The organism is Rhodococcus sp. S3, from assembly GCF_058211795.1.
This window is the reverse complement of record NZ_CM177074.1, coordinates 4,805,957-4,829,700: the sequence shown is the minus strand read 5'-3', so window position 1 is coordinate 4,829,700 and position 23,744 is coordinate 4,805,957. Positions and strand designations below refer to the sequence as shown.

At 68.6% G+C, this 23,744-nt stretch carries 22 protein-coding genes; 11 read left to right on the top strand and 11 right to left on the bottom strand.

Features of this window, described 5'->3' with window-relative positions; all coding sequences use genetic code 11:
* Position 1: 1 nt before the first annotated feature.
* Positions 2-844, bottom strand: coding sequence for a 4,5-DOPA-extradiol-dioxygenase (ygiD, locus tag AC0LPE_RS22340; RefSeq protein WP_088898045.1), 843 nt, complete (start codon positions 842-844; stop codon positions 2-4).
* Between the two features lie 37 nt (positions 845-881).
* The gene (locus AC0LPE_RS22335) at positions 882-1,718 is read right to left on the bottom strand and encodes an alpha/beta hydrolase (protein ID WP_088898044.1); all 837 of its coding nucleotides are present in this window, start codon (positions 1,716-1,718) and stop codon (positions 882-884) included.
* Positions 1,719-2,022: 304 nt separating this feature from the next.
* Here AC0LPE_RS22335 and AC0LPE_RS22330 point away from each other — a divergent pair, with 304 nt between their 5' ends.
* Complete coding sequence (locus tag AC0LPE_RS22330; RefSeq protein WP_490605260.1) at positions 2,023-3,702, top strand: ABC-F family ATP-binding cassette domain-containing protein; 1,680 nt, start codon at positions 2,023-2,025, stop codon at positions 3,700-3,702.
* A 121-nt stretch (positions 3,703-3,823) separates the two neighbouring features.
* On the opposite strand, the gene AC0LPE_RS22325 is transcribed toward AC0LPE_RS22330, so the two are convergent.
* Genes AC0LPE_RS22325 through AC0LPE_RS22315 form a run of 3 tightly spaced genes read right to left on the bottom strand, consistent with a single transcriptional unit; the run spans position 3,824 to position 7,306 of the window.
* Complete coding sequence (locus AC0LPE_RS22325; RefSeq protein WP_490605259.1) at positions 3,824-5,176, bottom strand: MFS transporter; 1,353 nt, start codon at positions 5,174-5,176, stop codon at positions 3,824-3,826.
* Positions 5,177-5,208: 32 nt separating this feature from the next.
* The gene (locus tag AC0LPE_RS22320; RefSeq protein ID WP_490605258.1) at positions 5,209-6,189 is read right to left on the bottom strand and encodes a PDR/VanB family oxidoreductase; all 981 of its coding nucleotides are present in this window, start codon (positions 6,187-6,189) and stop codon (positions 5,209-5,211) included.
* 1 nt (position 6,190) lies between these two features.
* Positions 6,191-7,306 carry a Rieske 2Fe-2S domain-containing protein gene (locus AC0LPE_RS22315; RefSeq protein ID WP_160874679.1) on the bottom strand — a complete coding sequence of 372 codons (1,116 nt, stop codon included), beginning with the start codon at positions 7,304-7,306 and terminating at the stop codon, positions 6,191-6,193.
* Positions 7,307-7,436: 130 nt separating this feature from the next.
* Here AC0LPE_RS22315 and AC0LPE_RS22310 point away from each other — a divergent pair, with 130 nt between their 5' ends.
* Positions 7,437-8,024, top strand: coding sequence for a PadR family transcriptional regulator (locus AC0LPE_RS22310; RefSeq protein ID WP_145690638.1), 588 nt, complete (start codon positions 7,437-7,439; stop codon positions 8,022-8,024).
* A 94-nt stretch (positions 8,025-8,118) separates the two neighbouring features.
* On the opposite strand, the gene AC0LPE_RS22305 is transcribed toward AC0LPE_RS22310, so the two are convergent.
* Positions 8,119-9,015 (bottom strand): LysR family transcriptional regulator, encoded by an 897-nt coding sequence (locus AC0LPE_RS22305; protein ID WP_088898038.1) that lies wholly within the window; start codon positions 9,013-9,015, stop codon positions 8,119-8,121.
* Positions 9,016-9,168: 153 nt separating this feature from the next.
* On the opposite strand from AC0LPE_RS22305, the gene AC0LPE_RS22300 reads away from it, so the two are divergent.
* The 9 genes from AC0LPE_RS22300 (at position 9,169) to AC0LPE_RS22260 (ending at position 18,492) form a co-directional block, all read left to right on the top strand.
* Positions 9,169-10,542 (top strand): NAD(P)/FAD-dependent oxidoreductase, encoded by a 1,374-nt coding sequence (locus AC0LPE_RS22300; RefSeq protein ID WP_059382795.1) that lies wholly within the window; start codon positions 9,169-9,171, stop codon positions 10,540-10,542.
* Positions 10,543-10,778: 236 nt separating this feature from the next.
* Complete coding sequence (acpS, locus tag AC0LPE_RS22295) at positions 10,779-11,207, top strand: holo-ACP synthase (RefSeq protein WP_088898037.1); 429 nt, start codon at positions 10,779-10,781, stop codon at positions 11,205-11,207.
* Entirely contained in the window at positions 11,204-11,446 is a 243-nt protein-coding gene (locus AC0LPE_RS22290; protein WP_024102340.1) for an acyl carrier protein, read from the top strand. Before acpS ends, AC0LPE_RS22290 begins: the two co-directional genes overlap by 4 nt.
* Positions 11,443-12,630 carry an acyl-CoA dehydrogenase family protein gene (locus tag AC0LPE_RS22285; RefSeq protein ID WP_490605257.1) on the top strand — a complete coding sequence of 396 codons (1,188 nt, stop codon included), beginning with the start codon at positions 11,443-11,445 and terminating at the stop codon, positions 12,628-12,630. Before AC0LPE_RS22290 ends, AC0LPE_RS22285 begins: the two co-directional genes overlap by 4 nt.
* Positions 12,627-13,583, top strand: coding sequence for an amino acid--[acyl-carrier-protein] ligase (locus AC0LPE_RS22280; RefSeq protein WP_088898035.1), 957 nt, complete (start codon positions 12,627-12,629; stop codon positions 13,581-13,583). Before AC0LPE_RS22285 ends, AC0LPE_RS22280 begins: the two co-directional genes overlap by 4 nt.
* Positions 13,580-14,539 (top strand): DUF1839 family protein, encoded by a 960-nt coding sequence (locus AC0LPE_RS22275; RefSeq protein WP_088898034.1) that lies wholly within the window; start codon positions 13,580-13,582, stop codon positions 14,537-14,539. Before AC0LPE_RS22280 ends, AC0LPE_RS22275 begins: the two co-directional genes overlap by 4 nt.
* A gap of 15 nt (positions 14,540-14,554) precedes the next feature.
* The gene (locus tag AC0LPE_RS22270; protein WP_490605256.1) at positions 14,555-17,041 is read left to right on the top strand and encodes a glycoside hydrolase family 2 protein; all 2,487 of its coding nucleotides are present in this window, start codon (positions 14,555-14,557) and stop codon (positions 17,039-17,041) included.
* Between the two features lie 164 nt (positions 17,042-17,205).
* Entirely contained in the window at positions 17,206-17,370 is a 165-nt protein-coding gene (locus tag AC0LPE_RS22265) for a hypothetical protein (protein ID WP_016695879.1), read from the top strand.
* Positions 17,371-17,457: 87 nt separating this feature from the next.
* Positions 17,458-18,492, top strand: a complete 1,035-nt coding sequence (locus tag AC0LPE_RS22260; protein WP_016695878.1) for an NADPH-dependent curcumin/dihydrocurcumin reductase — start codon at positions 17,458-17,460, stop codon at positions 18,490-18,492.
* Positions 18,493-18,525: 33 nt separating this feature from the next.
* Here AC0LPE_RS22260 and AC0LPE_RS22255 read toward each other — a convergent pair whose 3' ends face one another.
* The 5 genes from AC0LPE_RS22255 to pcaB all read right to left on the bottom strand — a co-directional run bounded on the left by AC0LPE_RS22255 (position 18,526) and on the right by pcaB (position 23,696).
* Positions 18,526-18,960 carry a DoxX family protein gene (locus tag AC0LPE_RS22255; RefSeq protein WP_172414935.1) on the bottom strand — a complete coding sequence of 145 codons (435 nt, stop codon included), beginning with the start codon at positions 18,958-18,960 and terminating at the stop codon, positions 18,526-18,528.
* Positions 18,961-19,125: 165 nt separating this feature from the next.
* A complete protein-coding gene (locus tag AC0LPE_RS22250) occupies positions 19,126-20,337 on the bottom strand; it encodes an acetyl-CoA C-acetyltransferase (RefSeq protein ID WP_088898031.1) in 1,212 nt (403 codons plus the stop codon).
* A gap of 22 nt (positions 20,338-20,359) precedes the next feature.
* The gene (locus AC0LPE_RS22245) at positions 20,360-21,181 is read right to left on the bottom strand and encodes an IclR family transcriptional regulator domain-containing protein (protein WP_088898030.1); all 822 of its coding nucleotides are present in this window, start codon (positions 21,179-21,181) and stop codon (positions 20,360-20,362) included.
* Entirely contained in the window at positions 21,178-22,350 is a 1,173-nt protein-coding gene (pcaDC, locus tag AC0LPE_RS22240) for a bifunctional 3-oxoadipate enol-lactonase/4-carboxymuconolactone decarboxylase PcaDC (protein WP_423657922.1), read from the bottom strand. The genes AC0LPE_RS22245 and pcaDC overlap by 4 nt, the downstream gene beginning before the upstream one ends.
* A complete protein-coding gene (gene pcaB / locus AC0LPE_RS22235) occupies positions 22,347-23,696 on the bottom strand; it encodes a 3-carboxy-cis,cis-muconate cycloisomerase (RefSeq protein WP_088898028.1) in 1,350 nt (449 codons plus the stop codon). Before pcaB ends, pcaDC begins: the two co-directional genes overlap by 4 nt.
* Positions 23,697-23,744: the final 48 nt, after the last annotated feature.

The following is a 23,744-nucleotide window of genomic DNA, read 5'->3' as shown; positions in this document are numbered from 1 at the left end:
CTCACAGGTTGGTGTCGGGCGGTTCCGGGCTCTCGGGTAGTCCGGCGCCGTGGCCGTCCCCGTCGCGCGGCGGACAGTTCCCGCCGACGGCGTACGACGTCATCGACAGCGATCCGTATTCGACACCGTCGACGAGGGTCGCCGGTTGTTCCCCGGACTCGGCGGCCAGACCCGCGACGTACAGCAACGGCAGGAAATGGTCGGGGGTCGGCACCGCGTGACGATAATCGGGGTGCTCACCCAGCGCTGCGGCGTCGCCGGGACGGTCGCGCAGGACGGCGAAGGCGTCCTCGTCGAATCGGTGCGCCCAGTCGAACCCCGCGCCCGGGCGTCGCGGATCCATCGCGCCGAGGTTGTGGACGACGTTGCCGCTCGCGACGATCAGCACCCCGCGGTCGCGGAGTCCGGCGAGACGGGCGCCGAGATCGACGTGGTAGTCGAGCGGCTTGTAGGCGTTGAGGCTGAGCTGCACCACCGGGACATCCGCCTCGGGGAAGGCGTGGGTGAGCACCGACCAGGTGCCGTGGTCGATGCCCCACGAGTCGACGTCCGCACCCACCCACGTCGGGTGGACGAGATCGGCGATCTCCTCCGCCAGTTCCGGAGCACCCGGCGCCGGGTACTCGACGTCGAACAACTCCTGCGGGAACCCGAAGAAGTCGTGGATCGTGCGCGGCGACCGCATCGCGGTCACCGCGGTGGCGTTGATGAACCAGTGGGCGGAGATCGCCAGGATCGCGCGGGGCGTCGGCACGGATCGCCCGAACGCCGCCCAGGCCTGCGTGTACCGATTCGATTCGAGCGCGTTGAGCGGACTGCCGTGGCCGACGAACGCGACCGGCATGCGTGACGACACGACCTCTCCTCCCGGTTGTCGAAACTCAGTTGTCGAGCCGTGCCTTCAACCAGGCCGTCAGGTCGTCGAGCACGCGGTCCTTCTCCGGCTCGTTGAACACCTCGTGGTACAGCCCGTCGTACAACTTCAACGTCAGGTCCTTCGAACCCGCACGGTCGGCGATGAGCTGCGCCCCGGCCGGATCGGCGAGAGCGTCGGCGGTTCCGTGCATGACGAGCAACGGCAGCCTCAGGTTCGGAAGACGACGCTCGAGGCTCTGCTCGTTGAGCACCAGCACCCGCGCCAGCCCGGCGGGCACGAGACCGTGGTGCACGAGCGGATCGGCGTCGTACGCCGCGACCACTGCGGGATCGCGCGAGACCGCCTTGCTGTCGAGCTTCTGCACCGGCACACCCGGCAGGAAACGCCCGATCAGCTTGCCGATCTCCACGACTGGTTTCGGCGTGCCCGACGTGACGATCACCGCCGGCCCCGACAACACGAGCGCGTCGAGCCGGTCCTGATGGTCGAGCGCGTAGGCCAGAGCGATCGCACCGCCCATCGAGTGACCGAGCATGAAGACCGGCAGGCCGGGATGCGCATGGGTCGCCAGGTCGATCAGGCTGTCGAGGTCGTCGGTGAACTCGCGCATCTCCTGGGCGCGCACACGCTTGCCGCCCGACCGTCCGTGACCGCGATGGTCGGGGGAGTACACGACGAGGCCGAGATCGGTGAGCCGCGCAACGACGTGGTCGTAGCGACGTGCGTGCTCACCCAGTCCGTGGCTGAGGATCAGCACGCCGGTGGGGGCCTCCGGCGACCACACGTCGTACACGATCGGGATCGCGCCGACGCCGGTGAACGACGATTCGGTGTGCTCCATGAGCGCCTCCTGCGGCCTCGTCGACAGCTGTTCCTCGCATCCTCGCACGAGTACCGCTCCGCGGAGGCACTCCGTGATCGAGGACCGAAATCCGATTGACGGTGGTCGGGCGCTCGGTACCCTGGAGATCATGATCCAGGCGCTCTCCTTCCACTGACGACACCCCCTCCGCGACTCGGGACGTACTCCGAGGTCGCGGTTCGAGCCGTACCCGAATACGGCCGAGTGTCCGGCCGTTCGTCAGCGAGCGCATCCTCCCACCCGTGATCCGGGGACGAGTGCGCCTCCGCCCGGAGGAAACCACATGACCATCAGCATCACCCTGCCCCGGCGCTCCCGCGCCCAACTCGGCGCCGTCGACGTCCACCTCGCGCGGGACGGCCACCCCGTCCTGCGCGGCGTCGACCTCGCGGTCATGCCCGGGTCCCGGCTCGGCGTCGTCGGGGAGAACGGCCGCGGTAAATCCACGCTGCTGCACGTCCTCGCCGGTCGCCTCGAACCGGACTCGGGGACCGTGCGCCGGTTCGGCTCGTTCGGCATCGCCGAGCAGGAGATGACCGTTGCGCAGGGGCGCACCGTCGGTGATCTCGTCGATATCGAGCTGGCGCACGTCCGCGCGGCTCTGCGAGCGCTCGACGAGAGCACCGCAGCGCTCGCCGACGAGCGTCCGGGCGCCGCCGACGCGTACGCCGACGCCCTCGAGATCGCCGAGCAACTCGACGCATGGGACGCCGACCGTCGCGTCGACACCGCCCTCGAAGCGCTCGGCGCCGTCACCGACCGTTCGCGGCCGCTGGCAGAGATGTCGGTCGGGCAGCGCTACCGCGTGCGTCTGGCCGCACTGCTCGGCGCCGAACACGATTTCCTGCTGCTCGACGAGCCGACCAACCACCTCGACGCGTCGGGACTCGACTACCTCACCGAACGCCTGCAGCAGACCCGTAGTGGTGTGGTCCTCGTCAGCCACGACCGCGCCCTGCTGACCGACGTCGCCACGTCGATCCTCGACCTGAACCCGAGCCGCGACGGTCGTCCACGCCTGTACGGCGGGGGCTACGCCGGCTTCCGGACGGGACGCGAAGCCGAATACGCCCGTTGGGTGAGCGAATACGCCCGCGAGCAGGCCGAGCGGGCCCGGTTGGAATCGGACCTCGAATCCGCGCAGGATCGGCTCGTCACCGGCTGGCGGCCGGAGAAGGGCACCGGTAAGCACCAGCGTGCCACCCGTGCGCCGGCCCTCGTGCAGTCGGTGCACCGCCGTCAGGAAGCGCTGGACGACCACGCGGTGGCGGTACCGGTACCGCCGCTTCAGTTCTCCATGCCGGCGCTCGGCGCGGAGGCCGACGGGATCGACCCGGACACCCCGTTGGTGCGCGTCGAGGACGTCATGGTGCGCGGCCGGCTCGACCGTCCGGTCAGCCTTGCCGTCCTCGCCGGTTCGCGGCTCGTCATCACCGGACCCAACGGCGCCGGCAAGTCGACGCTGCTCGCAGTGCTGGCCGGTGAGGTCGAACCGACGTCGGGGACCCGCGAGAGCGATCCCGTCGTACGGATCGGGCGGCTCGCCCAGGAGTCGCCGGCACCGTCGGCGGCGCGGGTGCAGCAGGTCTACGACGCGCACGTCGGCGAACTGATCGTCGCCGGACTCGTCCCCGACCAGGGAGCGGTCGATCTCGACGAACTCGGACTGTTCACCGAACGCGACCTCGGCAAGCGGGTCCGTGACCTGTCGATGGGACAGCAACGACGCCTCGACCTGGCGATGGTGCTCGCCGCGCGACCGCACGTACTGCTGCTCGACGAGCCCACCAACCACCTGTCGATCACGTTGGTGGACGAGTTGACCGACGCCCTGGGGGCGACCGACGCCGCCGTCGCGGTGGCCACCCACGACCGGCAGATGCGACGCGACATCGCCCACTGGCCGCACCTGGCGCTGGGGCTCGCCCCGAAGGAATGCACCCGGAAGGGACCGAAGCCATGAATACCCGGCTGCTGTGAAGGTGTTCGCGGCAGGGACCGCCGCATCGACGCGCGAAGTGGTCATCGGAGCGCGGAATTACCCGCTCTGATGACCACTTCGCGCTTTGATTCCCGGCCGTCGGTCAGCTCCGCGACTCCGTGGAGACGACGGCCGGCAGCGGCTCGGACGAGGTGTCCGCCGAGCGTGCCGGGCGCAGTGCGAACAGTGCCACCGCGGCGAGCACGACCACGCCGGCGACTCCGAAGTAGAGCTGTTCGGGCGTCCACCCCGCATCGAGGAGCACACCGGCCGCGGTCGGTGCGAGGATGGCACCTGCTCGGCCGATACCGATGGCGGAACCGACGCCGGTGGCCCGCACCTGCGGTCCGTAGAGGGACGGCGCGAGGGTGTACAGACCGGCGATGCACCCGTTGATGAGTCCACCGATCAGGATGCCGAGCGCGAACGCCAGCGTCAGGGTCGAGATCGACATGATGAAGACGGTCATGGTCGCGGCGGCGGCGAGGGTGAAGGTGAGCAGGACCGACCGGGTGGTCCAGCGGCTGGCGAGCACTCCGAAGAGCACCGACCCGACGGTGCCGCCGAGGGTGAGCATCATGCCCGCCGTGGCGCTCTGGTCCTTCGTGAGACCGGCGGTCTCCAGCAGCGACGGCGTCCACGAGTTGACGAAGTAGAAGCCGAACATGGTGGCAAAGAAGGCCGCCCAGAGCAGCACCGTCGATCGGGTGTTGCTTCCGGAGAACAGATCCGAGATCCGTCCTGCCCGCGGTGCAGTCTTGTCTGCGGAGCGGGTGAGCTCGGAGACGGGACTCTGGCCGATGCGTCGCGCGATGCTGTTGATCCGGTCGAGATCGCCTGCGCGTCCCCGGCTGGTGAGGAAGTCCAGGGATTCGGGCAGCAGCACGACGAGGAGCGCGAGCGCCAGGCCGGTAAGGCCGGCGCCGGTGACGAACACTGCACGCCAACCGTATTCGCTCTGCAGGCCGACGGCGACCATACCGCCGATCGTGGCACCCACACCGTATCCGGCGGTGTAGATACTGATCGCCAGACCACGCCAGCGGGCCGACGAGTACTCGCTTGCAATGACAGTGGTGCAGGCGAGGACACCGCCGATGCCGAGTCCGGTGATGACCCGCCAGATGCCGAGTTCCCACGCCGATCCGGCGCTCGCGGACAGGCCCATGCCGGCGGTGGCGAGTGCGACCGACATCAGGATCAGGGGCCGTCGGCCGATCCGGTCGGCCATCGGGGCGAGAGCGAGAGCACCGACGGCCATGCCGATCAGACCCGCGCTGAGCAGCACGCCGAGTTCCGATCCGCCGAGGCCGAAGTCGCTGCCGATGCTCTTGGCGGTGAACGCCAGGGCCATGACGTCGAAGCCGTCGAGGATGTTCAGCACGACGCACAGGGCGACGACCATCCATTGGTAGGGATGCATCGGCGAGGCGTCGATGCGTGCGCGAAGATCCATCGTGTTTCCTCGTGGTGTGAAATGCGCGGTGGTCAGGGAAGGTCGAGCGTGACGACACCCGTCGTCGATCGGGACGACGCCGAATCGCGCACCACGCGTGACACGCAGGCGCACATCCGGCGCGAGGAGCGCTTCTGCTCCTCGCTGAAGAAGACGTCGCGGTGGTCGACGCGACCGTCGAGCGAGGCGACGGAGACCTCGCACAGGCCGCATTCGCCCTTGCGGCAGTCGAACATCATGTCGACACCGGCACGCCGGAGGGCGTCGAGCATCGATTCGTCGGAGCCGACGGTGGTGGTGACGTCGAGTTCGGGCACGGTGACCGTGAACTCCTCGGCGTCGAACCATCCACTGTTGCCGAAGGTCTCGTAGCGGAGATTCGGCATCGGCAGGTCGCGGTCGTGCCACCGGCGCCGCACGGCGTCCATGAGGCGGATCGGACCGCACATGTACAGCTCGGTGCCGTGATCGACGCCGTCGACGAGTGCGGTCACGTCCAATCCCGTTCCCTCGTCGTCGATGTGGACGTCGAGACGGTCGCCGTGGAGGGCTTCGAGCTCGGACAGGAAGGCCATCGCGGAACGGCTGCGACCGACGTACACGAAGCGGTACTCGGCACCGAGGCGACGGAGCACGGCTCCCATCGCGCGGACCGCGGTGATGCCGATGCCGCCGGCGAGCAGGACGTAGCGCGGTGCGCCGACCCGCAGCGGGAAGTTCTGGAGCGGCTCGGTGATCTCGAGTTCGTCGCCGACCTGCAGCGAGTGCATGTACTCGGAGCCGCCGCGCGAGGTAGGGGAGCGGTGGACGCCGAGTGTGAGACGACCGTCCGGGCCACCCGCGGCGAGGGAGTACGAACGCGTGTCGCCCGAGGGGAGACGCACATCGATGTGGGCGCCGGGTTCGACGCGGTGGGCGGTGTCGGCGGCGAGGGTGATCTCGGCGATCGAATCGGCGGCCCGCTCGACACCCACGACTCGGGCCCGCTGCCAACGGATCTGGTTGTTGCTCATGTCAGTGGGCTCCCTCGGGAACGGCGGGGGCCGAGGTGAGGTTCCGCTCCGCTTCGACCATGCGCTGGATCAGGCGTCGCACCCACATGCCGCCGGCGTCGATGTTGAGGTTGTAGAACTCGTGATCCGGGTTCGCCTCGATGGCCTTCTGCTGCGCGGTGAGCATCGCCTCGTCCTCACCGAACACGCCGTGTACGCCGTCGCGCAGTTGCGTGGTGATGAGTTGGCTCTCCAGGCGGTAGTTGCGCATGAAGGCCCAGAAGTACAGGGCGGTGCTCTCGTCGACGGGCGAGATGGTGTTCATGACGAAACCGTTGACACCCTGGCTGCGGTCGCCTTCGGGGGCGCCGGTACCGGCTTTCGCCACACCGACGTCGATGCGGATCATGGACGGTGCCTGGAACTCGATGATCTGCCAGCGGTCGACCTTGCCCTCGAAACCGGGGAACTTGTCGCGCATGTTCTTGAGCCAGAACGGCGGTGCATCGATGTCGTGCATCCAGCGGGTGACCGTGACGGTGCGGTCGTCGTGGGTGACGACGAAGTCGGACTCGCTCAGTTCGTCCTGGCCGATGGACGACGAGTGTACGAACTCCTCGTGGGTGAGGTCCATCAGGTTGTCGAGGACGAGCTGGTAGTTGGCCTGCACGTCGATCGTGCGTCCGTCGCCCGCCCAGTCGGGGGAGTCCATCTGGAACATGTCCGGGATGAGATCGGGATCGGCCTGTGTCGGATCGCCCGGCCAGACCCACACGAAGCGGTGCCGTTCGACGACGGGATAGGACGCCACCATCGCGGACGGATTGATCGTCTGCTGGGCGGGCATGTGTGTGCAGCGACCCGCGGAGTTGTACTGCAGACCGTGGTAGGGGCACTGGATGCCCTCGCTGCCGATGAGCTTGCCCATCGACAGCGGCGCGAGGCGGTGCCAGCAGGCGTCGGCGAGGGCGACGGGACGGCCCTCCTCGGTGCGGTAGAGGGCCATCGGCTTGCCGGCGATGGTGCGGGCGAGGATCTCGCGGCGACCCACCTCGTGATCCCAGGCGACGACGTACCAGGCGTCGAGCGGGTAGGCCATGTTCTTCGCGGTCGCCCCGGTGGGGCCGAGATCGGTCATGTCGGATCCTCCGAACACTGAGGGGTGAAATAACTATCTACATAGATAGTTGGTGAGCTGGAGCACACACTATCTATCGATATAGTTATTTGCAAGGATGGAATACTCGCCCGGGGAAAGGTGGTGGTCCATGAGCCTGCGATACGCGCTGCTCGCATTGCTCACCGCCGAGCCTCTGACCGGCTACGATGCGGCGAAACGGTTCGGCGGGTCGGTCGGGCACGTCTGGCATGCACCCGACTCGCAGATCTATCCCGAACTACGCCGGATGGAGCGCGAAGGCCTCGTCGAGGGCGAACAGGTGCGCTGGGGTCCCAACAGCACCAAGACCCGGTACTCGATCACCGAAGACGGCATTCGGGCTTTCCGTGAGTGGATGTCCACTCCGCTGGACTACGCCCCGGTGCGCGACGCCGCCCACATGCGCGCGGCCTACTTCGAATGGGCCGACCCCGACAGCGCTCGCGAGTGCCTGCAACGGCACATCGACCACTACACCGAACAGATCGCCCAGTGGACCACGGTGCGCGATGCGATCCTCGACCTCAGCAACGCGACCATCGCGCGACGCGTGCAGAAGTATCCGGCCGAGGACCACGAGCGGATCATCGCGTTCAAGGCGTTCGCGTACGACGGTCTCATCGGCCGAGGCGAGGCCGAGATCGCGTGGGCACGTCAGGGCCTCGACCTGCTCGACAAGCTGTCGCCGCGCGACTGAGTCGCCCCGGACTGCAGCGACGCGCGAAACGGTCAGCAGAGCGCGGAATTGCGCGCACCGATGACCGTTTCGCGCTCCGATGTCGGCGGTCCGATCACGGCGTGCTGTCCGTCGGCGGCACGATCGAATGCGCGAGCGCCCGCATGAGGAACTCGAGTTCGGGATTGGGCGTCGCGTTGCTCCGCACCACCCCGCACACCGGCACCTGCAGCCGGTGGTGGATCTCGCGCATGAACTTCAGCCCCTTGCGGGGCGTGTCGGCCGCGGTGCCGGCGTAGAGCACGGTCCACGCCCTCGGATTGGTGAGCACCTCGAGAGTCGCGGTGTGGTCGCTCGCGATCGGAGGTCCGAGACGCACACGGCGGCCGACCTCGACGAAGGCGTCCTCGACCACGCGGTGCAACAGCACCTGGTTGCCGCGTGGCGGCAGCAGCAGTGGGTAGTGGGCGAGATCGCCGAGGTCGACGGTGGAGAACGCCGACAACGGGTGCTCCGTCGACGTGACGATGACGAGTTCCTCGATGCCGAGACGGATCGCCTCCAGCCCCGGGCGGTCGACGTCGCCGCGGATCAGTGCGAGATCGGCGTCGCCGGACGCGACGGCGTTGACGCGGTCGGTGAAGTCCTTGATGACGAACTCCACGTCGATCTTGGGGTGACGCTCGCGGACGCTGGAGATCGCGTCGAGGCTCTGCGACGCGAAGCTCATGTTCGCCGTGATGCGGATGCTCTCCCGCGGTTCGTGGCCCACTTCCAGGGCCTTCGCCTCGAGGCTGAGTACCTCGGCGGCGATCGGCATCAGGCGTCGGCCGGCCGAGGTGAGCTTGACCGAACGGGTGGTGCGGTCGAACAGGGTGGTGCCCAGTTCGTGCTCGAGCTTCGCGATCTGATGGCTGATCGCCGACTGCGAGATGAAGCAGCGCTGGGCAGCACGGGAGAAGCTGCCCTCCTCGCCGACGGCGAAGAAGTAGCGCAGCTGACGGAAATCCATGGCTCCTCCCGGGAACGTGCCATCTGCATTTATGAGCAAAGCAGATAACAGTTTTTCGAATATCCCAGGTTAGTGGATAACAAGGGTCCTTCGTACCTACCTTGGGAGTCATACATCAACGGAGATGACAAGTACGTGGAGGTTTACGACAGCATGGACGATGCGGACACAGTGACCCTGGTCGATCGGACAGATGTAGTCATCGTGGGTTCCGGCTTCGGAGCATTGGCCACCGCCAAGAAGCTCGCCAAGGCCGGCACGCCCTTCGTTCTCATCTCGGAGACCACCGAGCATCTTTTCCAGCCTCTGCTCTACCAGGTTGCGACCGGTGTCCTCTCGCCCGGTGAGATCGCCCCCTCCGTGCGCGCGATCCTGGCCGAGTACCCCAACGCCGACGTCCGCCTGGGCCGCGTCGTCGACGTGCTTCCCGAGGAGAACACGGTCGTCTACGAGGCCGGCGGTCAGCGTCTGCGCCTCGGCTACAAGTACCTCGTCGCCGCGACCGGCGCCCGCCAGGCGTACTTCGGGCGCGACGAGTTCGCCGACCTGACGTACGCGCTCAAGACGGTCGAGGACGCCGAGAAGCTGCGACGCCAGATCGTGCGGTGCTTCGAGGAAGCACACGTCACCACCGATGCCGAGCGTCGGAAGAATCTGCTCAGCTTCATCGTCGTGGGCGCCGGCCCGACGGGCGTCGAGCTCGCGGGACAGATCAAGGAGCTCGCGCAGCGCTACTTCGCCGAGAACATCGGCAACATCCGCGCCGACGACGTCACCGTCACGCTCGTCGAGGGCGCCGACAAGGTGCTGCCCCCGTTCGGCGGCAAGCTCAGCGAGTACTCCAAGGAGTCGCTCGAGAAGAGCGGCGTCGACGTCGTCCTCGGGACGATGGTCACCGACATCGACGAGCACGGTGCCACGCTCACCACGCCCACGACCGAGGAGACCCGCCGCCTCACCGCGGAGACCATCATCTGGTCGGCCGGCATCCAGGCCAACGACTTCGCCGACGTGCTCGCCGAGCGCACCGGCTGCGAGACGGTCCGCGGCGGACGCCTGCTCGTCGACCCCGACTTCACCGTCGGCCGCAGCGACAACATCTTCGCCATCGGCGACATGGTCACCCTCGACAACCTGCCGGCACAGTCGCCGTTTGCGATGCAGGGTGGCCGCCACGTCGCGAAGATGATCACCGGCAAGGTCGCGATGGGCACCCCGTTCCAGTACAAGGACAAGGGCAGCATGGCGATCATCAACCGGTTCCGCGCCATCACGCGGGTCGGGAAGATCGAGCTCACCGGCTTCATCGCGTGGGTGCTGTGGCTCGCCGTCCATCTCGTCTACCTGGTCGGCTTCCGCAACCGCTACATCGCGGTCATGTCCTGGTGCGGTTCCTTCCTCGGACACCGTCGCCCGCACTTCTACTACGCGCAGGACACCGTCCCGGTGCCCGCCGCGGAGAAGAAGGAGCCGGCAGCGAAGGACGAGCCGAAGAGCGACAAGGAACCCGTGCGGACGTCCGCATAACTCCAGACCCCCGAAAGGCCCCGACCACCCGGCCGGGGCCTTTCGTCGTTCGCGCGCCGAGCCGGGATCGACGCGGCGTGTTGCGGTAGCGAGTCCCGGGTCACCGCGCGAACTGCCGCGACCGGCGGGTGAAAGTCGGGGTGATTTCCGGGATGTCCTGCGAGCCAGAGCCGTTCGAGTGGTGTAGATCGGCCGACCTGCGGCTAGCGTGTGCAGCGCATCCCGAGGAGTGACCCATGAACGATGGCAGCGGCCCCCGCGTCGCGACGACACGTGTCGGCTGCGATGTCGTCACCGTCCGCGACATCGCGTCGAGCATCGATCGCTTCGGCGACCGCTACCTGCAGCGCGTGTTCACCCCGCACGAGCTGGACGTATGCACCGGACCGGGTCGCGCCCAACGCCTCGCGGCGCGCTTCGCCGCGAAGGAAGCCGTCATGAAGGTCCTGCGTCCGCGCGAGCACGCGGTTCCCTGGCAGGCCATCGAGATCCGCCGCGCGGACTGGGGCGGATGCACTGTCGTACTGGCCGGTAACGCGGCCGCCCTGGCGCGAGATGAACAGGTGACCGACATACAGGTCTCGATCTCCCACGAGCCCGAATACGCCATCGCGACGGTCGTGGCGACCCGCGTCGACGAAGCAGAAACTGGAGAACACCCATGACGGAGCAGGTGATCCGCAAGGTCCTCGGTGAGCACGCGAAGCTGTCGGTCGACAGCACTGCGCTCGATCCCGCCGCCGACCTCTACGAGCTCGGCCTGACATCGCACGCCAGTGTGAACGTGATGCTCGCCCTCGAGGACGCCTTCGACGTGGAATTCCCCGACGAACTGCTGCGCAAGAGCACCTTCGCGAGCGTCGGCGCCATCAGGTCGGCGTTGACGGAACTGGGCGTCGCGTGACGTCGACATCCGTGCCGCTCACCGTCGCGGAGAACGCCGGGCTGTCACTGCTCGCCCGTGCCGAACTCGTCGGACGCGAGAGCGCCGGTCCCGCGGCCGCCGACGTGGATCGTGAGGGTCGGTTCCCGCACGAGGCCGTCGACGCGCTGCGCGCCCACAAACTGCTGAACTGTGCCGTCCCCGTCGACCAGGGTGGGGAGGGCGCGTCCCTCGGTGAGCTGTGCGCCGTCGCCCGCATCCTCGGCCGGTACTGCGCCTCCACCGCGATGATCTTCGCGATGCACCAGACGCAGATCCTGTCGCTGGTGCATCACTCCGCCCCGGGTGTGGCCGCCTTCGTCGCCGAAGCGGTGGCGAACGACTACCTGATCGCTTCGGCGACCACCGAACTCGGCACCGGCGGCGACGTGCGCAGCAGTGTCTGCGCCGTCGCCCGCGACGGCGACACCGTCACGCTGACGAAGAACGCACCGGTCATCTCGTACGGCGAGTACGCCGACGCGATCCTGGTGACCGCGCGTCGCACCGCCGACAGCCCGCCCAGCGACCAGGTGCTCGTCGTGTGCCGACGCGACGACGTGACCCTCGAGCCCACCGGCAGTTGGGACACCCTCGGACTGCGCGGCACGTGCAGCCCCGGCTTCGTCCTCACCGCCACGACGTCCGCCGATCGCGTCGTCGGCACGGCCTACGCCGAGATCTCGTCGCGCACCATGCTTCCCGTCTCGCACAGTGTGTGGTCGGCGGTGTGGCTCGGAATCGCCGACGCGGCGATGGAGAAGGCCCGCTCGTTCGTGCGGTCGGCGGCCCGCCGCAGCCCGGGCGTCACGCCGCCCGGTGCGCTGCGACTCGCCGAAGCAGCCGCCGTGCACCAGCAATTCTCCGATCTCGTCGCCGCGTCGGCCGCCCGGTTCGACGCCGCCGCGTCGGCGCAGGAGGAATCGATGTCGGGCATGGGTTTCTCGCTCGCCATGAACAACCTCAAGGTCACCGCGTCCACGCTCGTCGTGGATCTGGTGAACCGCGCGATGCTCATCTGCGGGATCGCCGGATACCGCGAGGACTCGCAGTACTCGCTCGGCCGTCACCTGCGCGACGCGCACGGCGCCGCCGTGATGGTCAACAACGACCGCATCATGAACAACTCGGCCCAGTTGTCGATCGCCTACCGGGGGACGCTGTGACAAGTACAGCCACTACCAGGACCGCAACCGACGAGCTGTCCGAGCTCGAGCGCGCCCGCCTCGACTTCCGGCAGCAGTTGCTCGAGGCCGAACTGCTCGTGGAGACCGGTGTTCCGGGACTCTACGGACGGTCGGGTGTCTTCGAGGACATCGTCGACGGCATCGACCGCGTAGTGATTGCGGCGGGTCCGGGCCGGGCCGCGACGCGCCTGCGCTTCCCTCCGGTCTTCCCGCGGACGAGCTTCGAGCGCACCGACTACATCGCCTCGTTCCCGCACCTGACCGGAGCGGTGAACACCTTCGCGGGCAGCAACACCGAGCACGCCGAACTGCTCGCCGCGCGGTCGCGGGGCGAGGCGTGGGATCCGTGGCTCGAACCCGCCGACACCGTGCTCGTCTCCGCCGCATGCCATCCCGCCTACTCGCGGTACACCGGCACACTGCGCGAGGACGGCGAACTGCTCGACGTCCTCGGCTACTGTTTCCGGCACGAACCGGCAGTCGACCCGGCTCGCATGCAGGCCTTCCGGATGCACGAGTTCGTGCGCATCGGCACCGAGAACGACGCTGCGCAGCATCGTGATTCCTGGGTGGAGCGAGGACTCGAGGTGCTCGACTCGCTAGGTCTCGACGCGACCGCCGTGCCTGCCAACGACCCCTTCTTCGGGCGGGCCGGGCGCATGCTGGCCGTCAACCAGCGCACCGAGAACCTCAAGACCGAGCTGACCGTCCGGCTCTACGGCGACCTCGACGACGGCACCGCCGTGGTCTCGTGCAACTGCCACCGCGAACACTTCGGCGAGACCTTCGAGATCCGCACCGCCGACGGCGAAGTCGCGCACAGCGCGTGTGTCGGATTCGGCATGGAGCGGATCGCCCTGGCGCTGCTGCGGACCCACGGACTCGACGTCGACCGCTGGCCCGCTGCGGTACGCGACAGGATGTTCCCGTGAGCGATCGGCTCATCGACGTCCGCGTCGACGGGTACTCACCGCACTTCGTGCACGCTGCCGACCGGATCTGGACCGAGACCAACTGCTACGTCGACCTGTGGGTCGAGGTGCTGCATTCGCTCGGCCACGACCCGGTCCCCGCGGCGGCGTGCGCGTTCTCGGCCCGGTTCGACGGCGCCCAGTGGACCTTCCTCAAGTTCCGCCCCGAGGATCTGTTCGCGCTCTACGGGATCGACGTCGCGGAGATGAACGTCTGGCGCCGCCCGGTGGACCACCTCGAGGACAACGCCGCCGCCGGCCTGCTGTCGACGATCGAGGTGGACGCCTTCTGGTTGCCCGACACCGAGGGAACCGGATACCGGGAGAGTCGTTCGAAGACGACGATCGTGCCCAATCTCATCGACCGGGACACCGAGACGCTCGAGTACTTCCACAACAGCGGCTATCACGTCCTCACCGGTGAGGACTTCCGCGGAGTGTTCGGCCTCGACGTGCCCGTGCCCACCTGGCCTCCCTATCTCGAACAGGTCCGTCTCGATGCGGTGCCACCGCAGTGCGATGCCTTCGACTCGGTGGTGCTCCGGCACCTGCGCATGCGCGCCGGCTCGAATCCGGTGCGCGAACTCGGCAAGCGGGTACTCGCCGACGTCGACCCGATCCGCACCGGCGGAATGGATGTCTTCCATCCGTGGACGTTCGGCGTGCTCCGCCAGTGCGGTGCCACCGCCGAACTCGCCGCGGACGTGAGCATCTACATGGACGGTCGCGGATATCCCGGTGCGGCTGCCGCCGCCGACGGCTTCCGCGCGGTCGCCGAGGGCGCGAAGAGCGTGCAGTTCCGGATGGCGCGCGCGGCACGCGGCCGCAGCGTCGACCCCGGCGACCAACTGACGGCAATGGCCGATGCCTGGGAGGACGCCATGGCGACCGTCGTCCGCGCCGCCGGTGTGCGGTGACGGGGTTCGGCGCACATGGATGTCCTGCACGATTCCCGATGGCGTTGTCTCCGTGTCGCTCCCGGGTCGGTCGAGAATCCCGGTGATCTACCGGAGGACGGTTGTTGGCTGCCGGTCCGCATACCCGGGACGGCGGCAGGCGCGATCCGGGAGGCCGACGGAGTCGCGGCGGCCCGGGCGTCGTCACCCGACAGCGACGACTGGTGGTTCGTCACCGATGTCGAGGTGTCCGGCGACGGACCGTGGCGTCTGACCTTCGACGGGCTCGCGACCCTCGCGGAGGTGTGGGTCGACGGCACCCTCGTCGCGACGTCGGAATCGATGGTCGTGCCGCTGACCGTCGTCCTCGACTACCTGCCGTCGACGACGCGGATCGCGATCCGGTGCGCCTCGCTCGACGCTGCTCTCCGCAAGCGTCGACCACGCGGACGGTGGCGCTCGTCGCTCGTGTCGGCTCAGGGATTGCGGTGGTTCCGCACCACGATGCTCGGGCGTGCCCCGGTCTACGCGGGAGCTCCGGCGCCGGTCGGACCGTGGCGTCCCGTGCGTCTCGTCGATTCCGGTGAACCCCTCGTGCTGGAACGTGAGATACGAACGCGTGTGCGCGGATCCGACGGGATCGTCGACGTCGACCTCGTGTTGGCCGGCGCTGCAGTCTCCGAAGTCGCTGTGGAGATCGGAGGGTCGACGGCCCACGCCCGGCCCGAATACGGAGCCGACGGGACAGCACGCGTGCACATGCAGGTGACGCTCCCCGAGGTGAAACGGTGGTGGCCGCATACCTACGGCGACCCGAACCTGTATGCAGCCCAACTCCTTTTGGACGGGCATCGGATGGAATTGGGCGCCATCGGTTTCCGATCGGTGGAGCAGATTTCGGGCGACGGATTCGGCTTGCGGATCAACGACATCGACGTCTTCTGCCGCGGACTGGTGTGGACACCGACCGACCCGATCGCGCTGAACGACCCGGCCGGAACGCGGCGCATCCTCGAACGCTGCGTGTCGGCGGGCGTGGACACGATCCGCATCCCCGGCACGATGGTTTACGAGGACGACGAGTTCTACTCCGCGTGTGCGGAACTGGGCATCATGGTGTGGCAGGACGTCATGCTCGCCACCACCGATCCGCCCGACGATCCGCTGTTCCGCGCGCTGCTCGAGGACGAGGTCCGTGCGCTGGCGCGTCGATGGGGCGGGAACCCGGCACCCGTCGTGATGTGCGGGGGCAGCGAAACCGAGCAGCAACCGGCCATGCTCGGTCTGACGGAGGCATCCATCCCGGCGCTCGACGACTGGTTGCCTGCGATCGTCGACCGCGAGCTACCGGGCACGGTATGGGTGTCGTCGTCACCCTCCGCGCCCCCGGGGAGCGACACACTGCCGATCGCGGTGGGCTCGGGTGTGGCGCACTACTTCGGCGTCGGGGGTTACCGCCGTCCACTCAGCGACGTGCGTGCCGCCGGCGTGCGCTTCGCCGCCGAATGCCTCGCGTTCTCGATCCCGCCCTCCGACACGGCGATCGAGGCCGAGTTCGGCAGTGTGAATGTCGCCGGTCACCATCCGCGGTGGAAGGCGGCTGTGCCGCGCGACAACGGCGCGTCGTGGGACTTCGAGGACGTACGAGACCACTATGTGCGCACGATCTTCGGGGTCGACCCCGCCGAGATGCGGTGGGCCGACCCCGCGCGGTATCTCGCGCTCGGACGGGCAGCGAGCTGCGAAGCGTTCACCGAGGTACTGCAGTACTGGCGACGATCCGGATCCGGATGTCGCGGTGCCCTGATCCTGTCCGCCCGCGACCTGCAGCCGGGTGCCGGATGGGGTGTGCTCGACGCCGACGGGAACCCGAAGGCGCCGTGGTGGGTGCTGGCCCGGGTGTTCGCGCCCGTCACCGTCCTCCTCGCCGACGACGGCCTCGACGGCCTGCGGGTGGACGCCATCAACGACACCGCCGACGTTCTCGACGTGACTTTGCAGTTGCAGGCCCACACCCCCTCGGGTGCGGTGCCGGTGGACGCGTCCGTGCCGCTGCATCTCGCCCCACACGAGAGCCGGGTGTTCTCCTGGGCGTCGGTGACGGGCGGTTTCTCCGATGTCAATTTTGCGTATCGATTCGGGCCGCGCACCTTCGACACCGCGACCGCCCGGCTGGTGGATCCCACCGGTGCGGTGCTGGCGGAGTCGGTGCATCTCGTGGGTGGTCCGGCACGGCCCGTCGAGCGCGGAATCGGTCTCGCGGCGACCGCTCGACCCGTCCCGGACGGGTGGAGCGTGGAGGTGCGGACCGAGGGTGTGGCGCAGTACGTGCACCTCGACGTCACCGGCGGTGACCTGCAGGATTCCTGGTTCCACCTGCCTCCCGGAGGTTCTCGCACGATCACCGTGCGGGCCTGTGATCCGGCCGCGACGTTGAGCGGTCGGGTGGAGGCATCGAACTCGGCCACGAGCGCGCCCATCCGGGTGCTTCCCGCCTCCGACGGTCACGAGATCGACGGGTAGCTTCCCGAGGCTCCCGACACGGCGGTGTGCGGCGCGCCGAAATCGACAGGTGCATATCGGGCATCGACGGGGTATATGTATCTCCCAAGGGGTCGCTCACCCGATTTGCACCTTCTGTACGGTGCCGGTGGCCACCTCTCCCCGCCTTCCGAGAGGAGATCGACATGGCGATCCGCTCCACGTCGCAGATGGGTGCCTCGCGCACCGCTTCGTCCACTCGCCGTCCTGCCCGCGTGGAGCAGGACGGACCGTCCTTCACCGAGGTCATCCACTCGCAGCTGTTCTCGAACTACCAGGTGCCTCGCGGACAGGTACAGCGCAGCGCCTGATCGGGAGCGTCTCCGGCCCGATATCGTGCCTGCCGGGGTGCCCGCGCGCAGCGTTCAGGACACCTGCGCGTGCGGCACACTGTCGGCATGAGTGAAGCCACGACGAGTCAGAGCACCCGCATCGTTCTCGCGTCGCGCCCGGAGGGGGCGCCCACCGCCGACAACTTCCGATTCGAGACCGTGGAGCTGCCGGAGGTCGGCGACGGCCAGATCCTCCTGCGCGTCGTCTACCTGTCCCTCGACCCGTACATGCGCGGTCGGATGAGCACCGCGAAGTCGTATGCCGCGCACGTCGAACTCGGGGACGTGATGGTCGCCGGAACGGTGGGCCAGGTCGTCGAATCGCGGTACGAGGGTCTCGAGCCGGGCGACTACGTGCTGGCCGGAGCCGGCTGGCAGTCGCACGCCGTCCTCGACGGTTCCACCGTCCGCAAGCTCGATCCGCAGGCCGCACCGATCTCCACCGCGGTGGGCGTGCTCGGAATGCCCGGCTTCACAGCCTATTCCGGGCTCCTGAAGATCGGACAGCCGAAGGAGGGCGAGACCGTCGTCGTCGCTGCCGCCACCGGGCCGGTGGGATCGGCGGTGGGGCAGATTGCGAAGCTGAAGGGCGCCCGCGCGGTGGGAATCGCCGGTGGCCCGGAGAAGTGCCGCGCACTGATCGAGGAGTTCGGTTTCGACGCGGCGATCGACCATCGCGACCCGAACTTCGCCGACAAGCTGGCCGAGGCGGTTCCCGACGGCATCGACGTGTACTTCGAGAACGTCGGCGGCCCCGTGCAGGAAGCGGTGTGGCCGTTGCTCAACACCTATGCGCGGATCCCGGTGTGCGGTCTGGTCGCGCAGTACAACGGCGCGGATCTGGACCGTAAGGACCGCCTTCCGGGACTGTTCAATTCGATCCTCACCAAGAGCCTCACGATCCGCGGCTTCATCCAGAGCGAGTTCGTGAAGGAGATGTACGGCGACTTCCTGCGTGAGGCCTCGGCATGGGTCCGCGACGGAAAGCTCGCGTACCGCGAGGACATCGTCGACGGACTCGAGAACGCCCCGGAGGCGTTCATCGGCATGCTCGAAGGAAAGAACTTCGGAAAGATGCTCGTGCGGGTCGCGCCGGAGTGACGGACACCGGTCCGCCCTCCGGCGCCGGCCGCGTCAGCGTCGGGGGGTTCCGGTGGACCACAGGGCCCACAGGATGAGCACGGGCTGGAAGAACAAGCGGATCAGTCGCTTACGGTCGGTGTCGAGACCGAAGGCGCTGCGCTTGCCGAGATACTGGGCGATGTTGCCCGGGAAGACGGCGGCGAAGAACAGTGCGGTGAAGCGGCCGACGCGGACGCGGTCGCGGTTCGCCACGGCGAGTCCGGCGCCGAGCATGATCTCGACACCGCCGGATGCCATGACCACGCCGTCCTTGTCCATCGGCACCCAATCGGGGACCTGGGCCTGGAAGTCCTTGCGGGCCCAGAAGAGATGGCTCAGCCCGGCGAAGACGAGTGAGGCGGCCAGCAGATAACGCGCGAGGGTCCGGGCTCGTGTCGTGGGCGGAGCAGGGGCTTCGGTGGGTGGAGTTATCTGTACATCGCTCATGATCACGAGCGTACGGACTGTACGGTGCTCGCGACGGGGATCGCGTCGCGAGCACCGTAGGTCACATCAGGCGATGCGTTCGAATGCCGTCATTCGCCGTCAGGCGATGCGCTCGAACGCCGTCATTCGCCGTCAGGCGATGCGCTCGAACGCCGTCATTCGCCGTCAGGCGATGCGCTCGAACACAGCGGCGAGTCCCTGGCCGCCGCCGATGCACATCGTCTCGAGTCCGTAGCGACCCTCACGGCGGTCGAGTTCGCGCAGCAGGGTGGCGAGGATGCGTCCGCCGGTCGCGCCGACCGGGTGTCCGAGGGAGATGCCGGAGCCGTTGGGATTCAGGCGCGGGTCGTCGGCCTCGATGCCCCACGAGCGGGTGACAGCGAGGGCCTGGGCGGCGAACGCCTCGTTGAGTTCGATGACGTCCATGTCGGCGAGCGTCAGTCCGAGGCGGCCGAAGGCCTTCTCGCTGGCGGGCACCGGGCCGATACCCATGGTGCGCGGCGGCACACCGGCCACCGCCCAGCTGGCGAGGCGGGCGAGCGGACGCAGACCGAGCTTCGCCGCCTTCTCGGCGGTGGTGACGATCGCGAGGGCGGCACCGTCGTTCTGGCCGCTGGCGTTGCCGGCGGTGACGGTCGAATCGGGATCGACCTTGCCGCGGATCGGGCGCAGCTTGGCGAGGGTTTCCATCGAGGTGTCGGCGCGGGGGTGTTCGTCGGTGTCGACGACGAGCGGATCACCCTTGCGCTGCGGCACGCTCACGGGCACGATCTCCTGCGCGAACACGCCGTTCTTCTGCGCGGCGACGGCCCGCTGGTGCGACTGCACGGCCAGGGCGTCCTGGTCCTCACGGCTGATGGAGAACTCGGCGCGCAGGTTCTCGGCGGTCTCGATCATGCCGCCGGGCACGGGGAAGTCGCGGCCACCGGCGGTGACGCGGGCACGGGCGAGCCGATCGGACAGGGCGACGGCTTCACCCTTGACGCCCCAGCGCATTCCGGTGGCGTAGAACTCGGCCTGGCTCATCGACTCTGCGCCGCCGGCGAGGATCAGGTCGCTGGCGCCGGTCTGCACCTGCATGACGGCCTGCACGATCGCCTGCAGACCCGAGCCGCAGCGGCGGTCGACCTGCAGGCCCGGAACGTCCACGCCGAGACCGGCGTTGAGGGCGGCGACGCGGCCGAGGGCGGGGGCCTCACCGTTGGGGGAGGCCTGGCCGAGGAAGACGTCGTCGATGTCGGAACCGGTGATGCCGGTGCGTGCGACGAGTTCGCGGATGACGGTGGCCGCGAGATCCTCGGGGGCGATGTCCTTCAGGACGCCGCCGAACCTGCCCACCGGGGTGCGCAGGGGTTCGCAGATCACTACGTCGGTCATGATGTACCTCGATCGGGATTGTTCACTGGTGGGTCTGGGTGCGGGCGAGATCCGTGGAGATCGCACCGGCGGTGGCGAGCACCGCCGGGACGAGCTCGTCGTGCACGGTCTCCATCCGGTAGCGGGCCGCGTGGGTCGAGAGATTCACCGACGCCACAACGGTTCCCGATGCGTCGCGGATGGGTGCGGCGAGCGAGCGCAGGCCCTCTTCGAGTTCCTGGTCGACGACGCAGTACCCGTTGCGTCGCACCGTGGCGATCTCGGCGCGCAGTTCGTCGGCGGTGGTGACGGTGTTGCCGGTGATGGGCGCGAACTCGGCGCGCGCGAGGTAGGCGTCGAGTTCGTCGTCGTTCAGGCCGGCGAGCAACACGCGTCCCATGGAGGTCGCGTAGGCGGGGAAACGGGTACCGAGGGTGATGGTGACGGTCATGATGCGGCTGACCGGAACTCGTGCGACGTAGACGACGTCGGTGCCGTCGAGCACCGAGACCGAGGTCGATTCCTTGACCTTCTCGGCGAGCGCCTCGAGATGCGGTCGCGCGACTTCGGGCAGCGTCAGCGCCGACAGGTAGCTGTAGCCGAGTTCGAGCACCCGTGGGGTGAGCCAGAACTGGGATCCGTCGGTGCGGACGTAACCGAGTTCGATGAGTGTCAGCAGGAATCGGCGCGCGGTGGCGCGGGTGAGACCGGTCGCGCGGGCGACGTCGGAGAGCGACTGCCGCTGGGCGTGTGCGCCGAAGGCCTTGATGACCGACAGGCCACGAGCCAGCGACTGCACGTAGTCGGGTGACGCTCCGGGGTTTTCGCGAGCGACCTCGGGGGCGGTGACGTCGGGAGTGCTCACGATCCCGCACCTCCCTCGGTGTCGGCGAGTGCCTGCTTGCCGAGCGCGAACGCCCGGTTGCTGTTGGGGACACCCGCGTAGACCGCGGTGTGCAGGAAGACCTCGACAAGATCGTCGGGGTCGATCCCGGCGCGCAGGGCGGCGCGGATGTGCATGTCGAGTTCGTGCTCGTTGCCGACCGCGGTGAGGATCGCGAGGGTCAGCAGCCGGCGGGTGCGATGGTCCAGACCCGGGCGCGCCCAGATATCGCCCCACGCGGTGCGGGTGATGAAATCCTGGAAGGGCCGGGTGAATTCGGTGGCCGACTCGATGGACCGGTCGACGTGCGCGTCGCCGAGGACGGAACGACGCACCCGCAGGCCTTCCTCGAACGCCGCGGTGCGGTGCGCGGCGGACGGCGTGGCACGCGACGAGATGTGTTCGCGGATCAGCTTCGTGACCCGTCCCGCCTGCTCCACATTGACGAGGTGTGCGCCGGGAGAGAGGACGTGGAAGTCCGAGTCGGCGATCCCGTCGGCCAGCTGCTGCATCGTCGACGGCGGGGTGGCCGGATCCTGCTCCCCGGCGATCACCAGCGTGGGCGCGACGATCCGGGCCAGGTCGGGACGGCCGTCCCAGGTCGCCAGTGCCTCGCAGCACGCGGCGTACCCCTCGTCGGTGGTGCCCTTCACCATCTCGACGTGGCGGGCGACGAGCTCCGGATCGTGTTCGGCCAGTTCGGGAGTGAACCAGCGCGATACGATCGAATCGGCGATAGAGGCGAGCCCGTCGTTGCGGACCGATGCGGCCCGGTCGTACCAGGGCTGGGCGGGCTGGAAGGCCGGCGAGGTGCACAGCAGCGTCAGCGTGCGCACGCGCTCGGGGTGGCGCGCCGCGAGCCACTGTCCGACGGCACCGCCGAGCGACAGGCCGACGTAGTGCACGGCGTCGAGTTCGAGCGAATCGAGCAGTGCGACGACGTCGCCGGTGAGTTCCTCGATCGTGTAGGGACCGGACGGCGCGGGCGACGCGCCGTGCCCACGATGGTCGGCCGCGACGACGTTCCAGTCGGTCGCCAGGGCGTGGATCTGCGGTCCCCACATCGACAGGTCCGAACCGAGCGAACCGAGGAACAGGACGGTCGGCTTCGTGGGGTCGCCGTACTGTTCGTAGTTGAGCGTGACGGTCATCGGGCATCTCCTGTGGTTCGGTTCGTGCTGTCGTGACGGGCGAGAACGCGGTCGACGATGTCGGTGGCATGGCCGAGATAGCGCGTGGGATCGAGAAGTTCGCGCACGTCCTGCGGGTCGAGATGTGCGGTGATGGCGGGATCCTCGTCGAGCGACCTGCCGGCGACCGCCGCATCGGTGACGATCGAGCGTGCGTCGTCGGTGTGTTCGGCGAGTGCGGCCGTGACCTTCTCGGCGAGGATCGCCCCTCCGGTGAGCGCGAGATTGCGGTCGAGCGCGTCGGTGTGGACGTGCAGGCCGTTCAGGCTCGTCGAGAGCTGGTGCGCGGCACCGCCGGTGAGGCGCAGGATGTCGGCGAGCGTCTCCCATTCGGCGTGCCAGGCACCGGCAGCGCGCTGGAACTCGTGATCGGTCGACGACAGGATCGTCGAGACGAGACCGGGAACGCGCCGGGCGGCGGCACGCGCGGTGATCGCCGCGACGGGATTGCGCTTGTGCGGCATGGCCGACGACCCGCCGGGCGCATCCTCGCTCACCTCACCGAACTCGGTGCTCGCCATGAGTACGACGTCGGTGGCGGGCTTCGCGACCGCACCTGCGGCGACACCGAGTGTGCCCGCGAGTGTCGTGATCGGGGTGCGTGCGGTGTGCCACGGGGCGACGGGACGCGCGAGTCCGAGCAGGTCGGCGACGGTGTCGGCGAACGCGAAGCCGTCGGGATGGACGGCGGCAAGCGTGCCGGCGGCCCCGCCGTACTGGGCGGGCAGGGTGGACAGGACGCGGTCGAATTCGACGACGGCGTCGTCGAGGGACAGGAGCCAGCCGGCTGCGAGTGCACCGAAGGTGGTGGGCAGCGCCTGCTGACCGAGCGTGCGCGCGACCATCGGTGTCTCGCGATGGGTGGCGGCGAGACGGGCTGCGCCGTCGGCCGCGGAGCGCAGGTTCGCCAGGGCGATTCCTCCGGCGCGGCGGGCGAGCAGCATCAGCGCGGTGTCGAGCACGTCCTGGCTGGTCGCGCCGACGTGCACGGCCCGCGCGGGGGCGTCGGCGCGCTCGCGCAGCAGGGAGACCAGAGGGATGACGGCGTTGCCGCCCGCCGCGGAGCGTCGACCCAGGTCGGCGGGATCGAGTTCCTCGGCGAGGGAAGCCGCGGCTGTCGCGACGGCGTCGGCGTGGGTGTTCTCGACGCGGCCGAGTGCGGCGGCCGCTCGGGTCAGTGCGACCTCTACGTCGAGCAGGGCGCCGATCCACGCGCGATCCGATAGGGCGACGCCGAGTTCGTCCGCGCCGAAGACGGGATCGAACAGCGGGCCCCGATGCCCGGCGTCGGGGGATGAGGGAGACACGGACCTCCGATCCGAGACGTTCGCTATGTGGACGGATGGACGCTATGC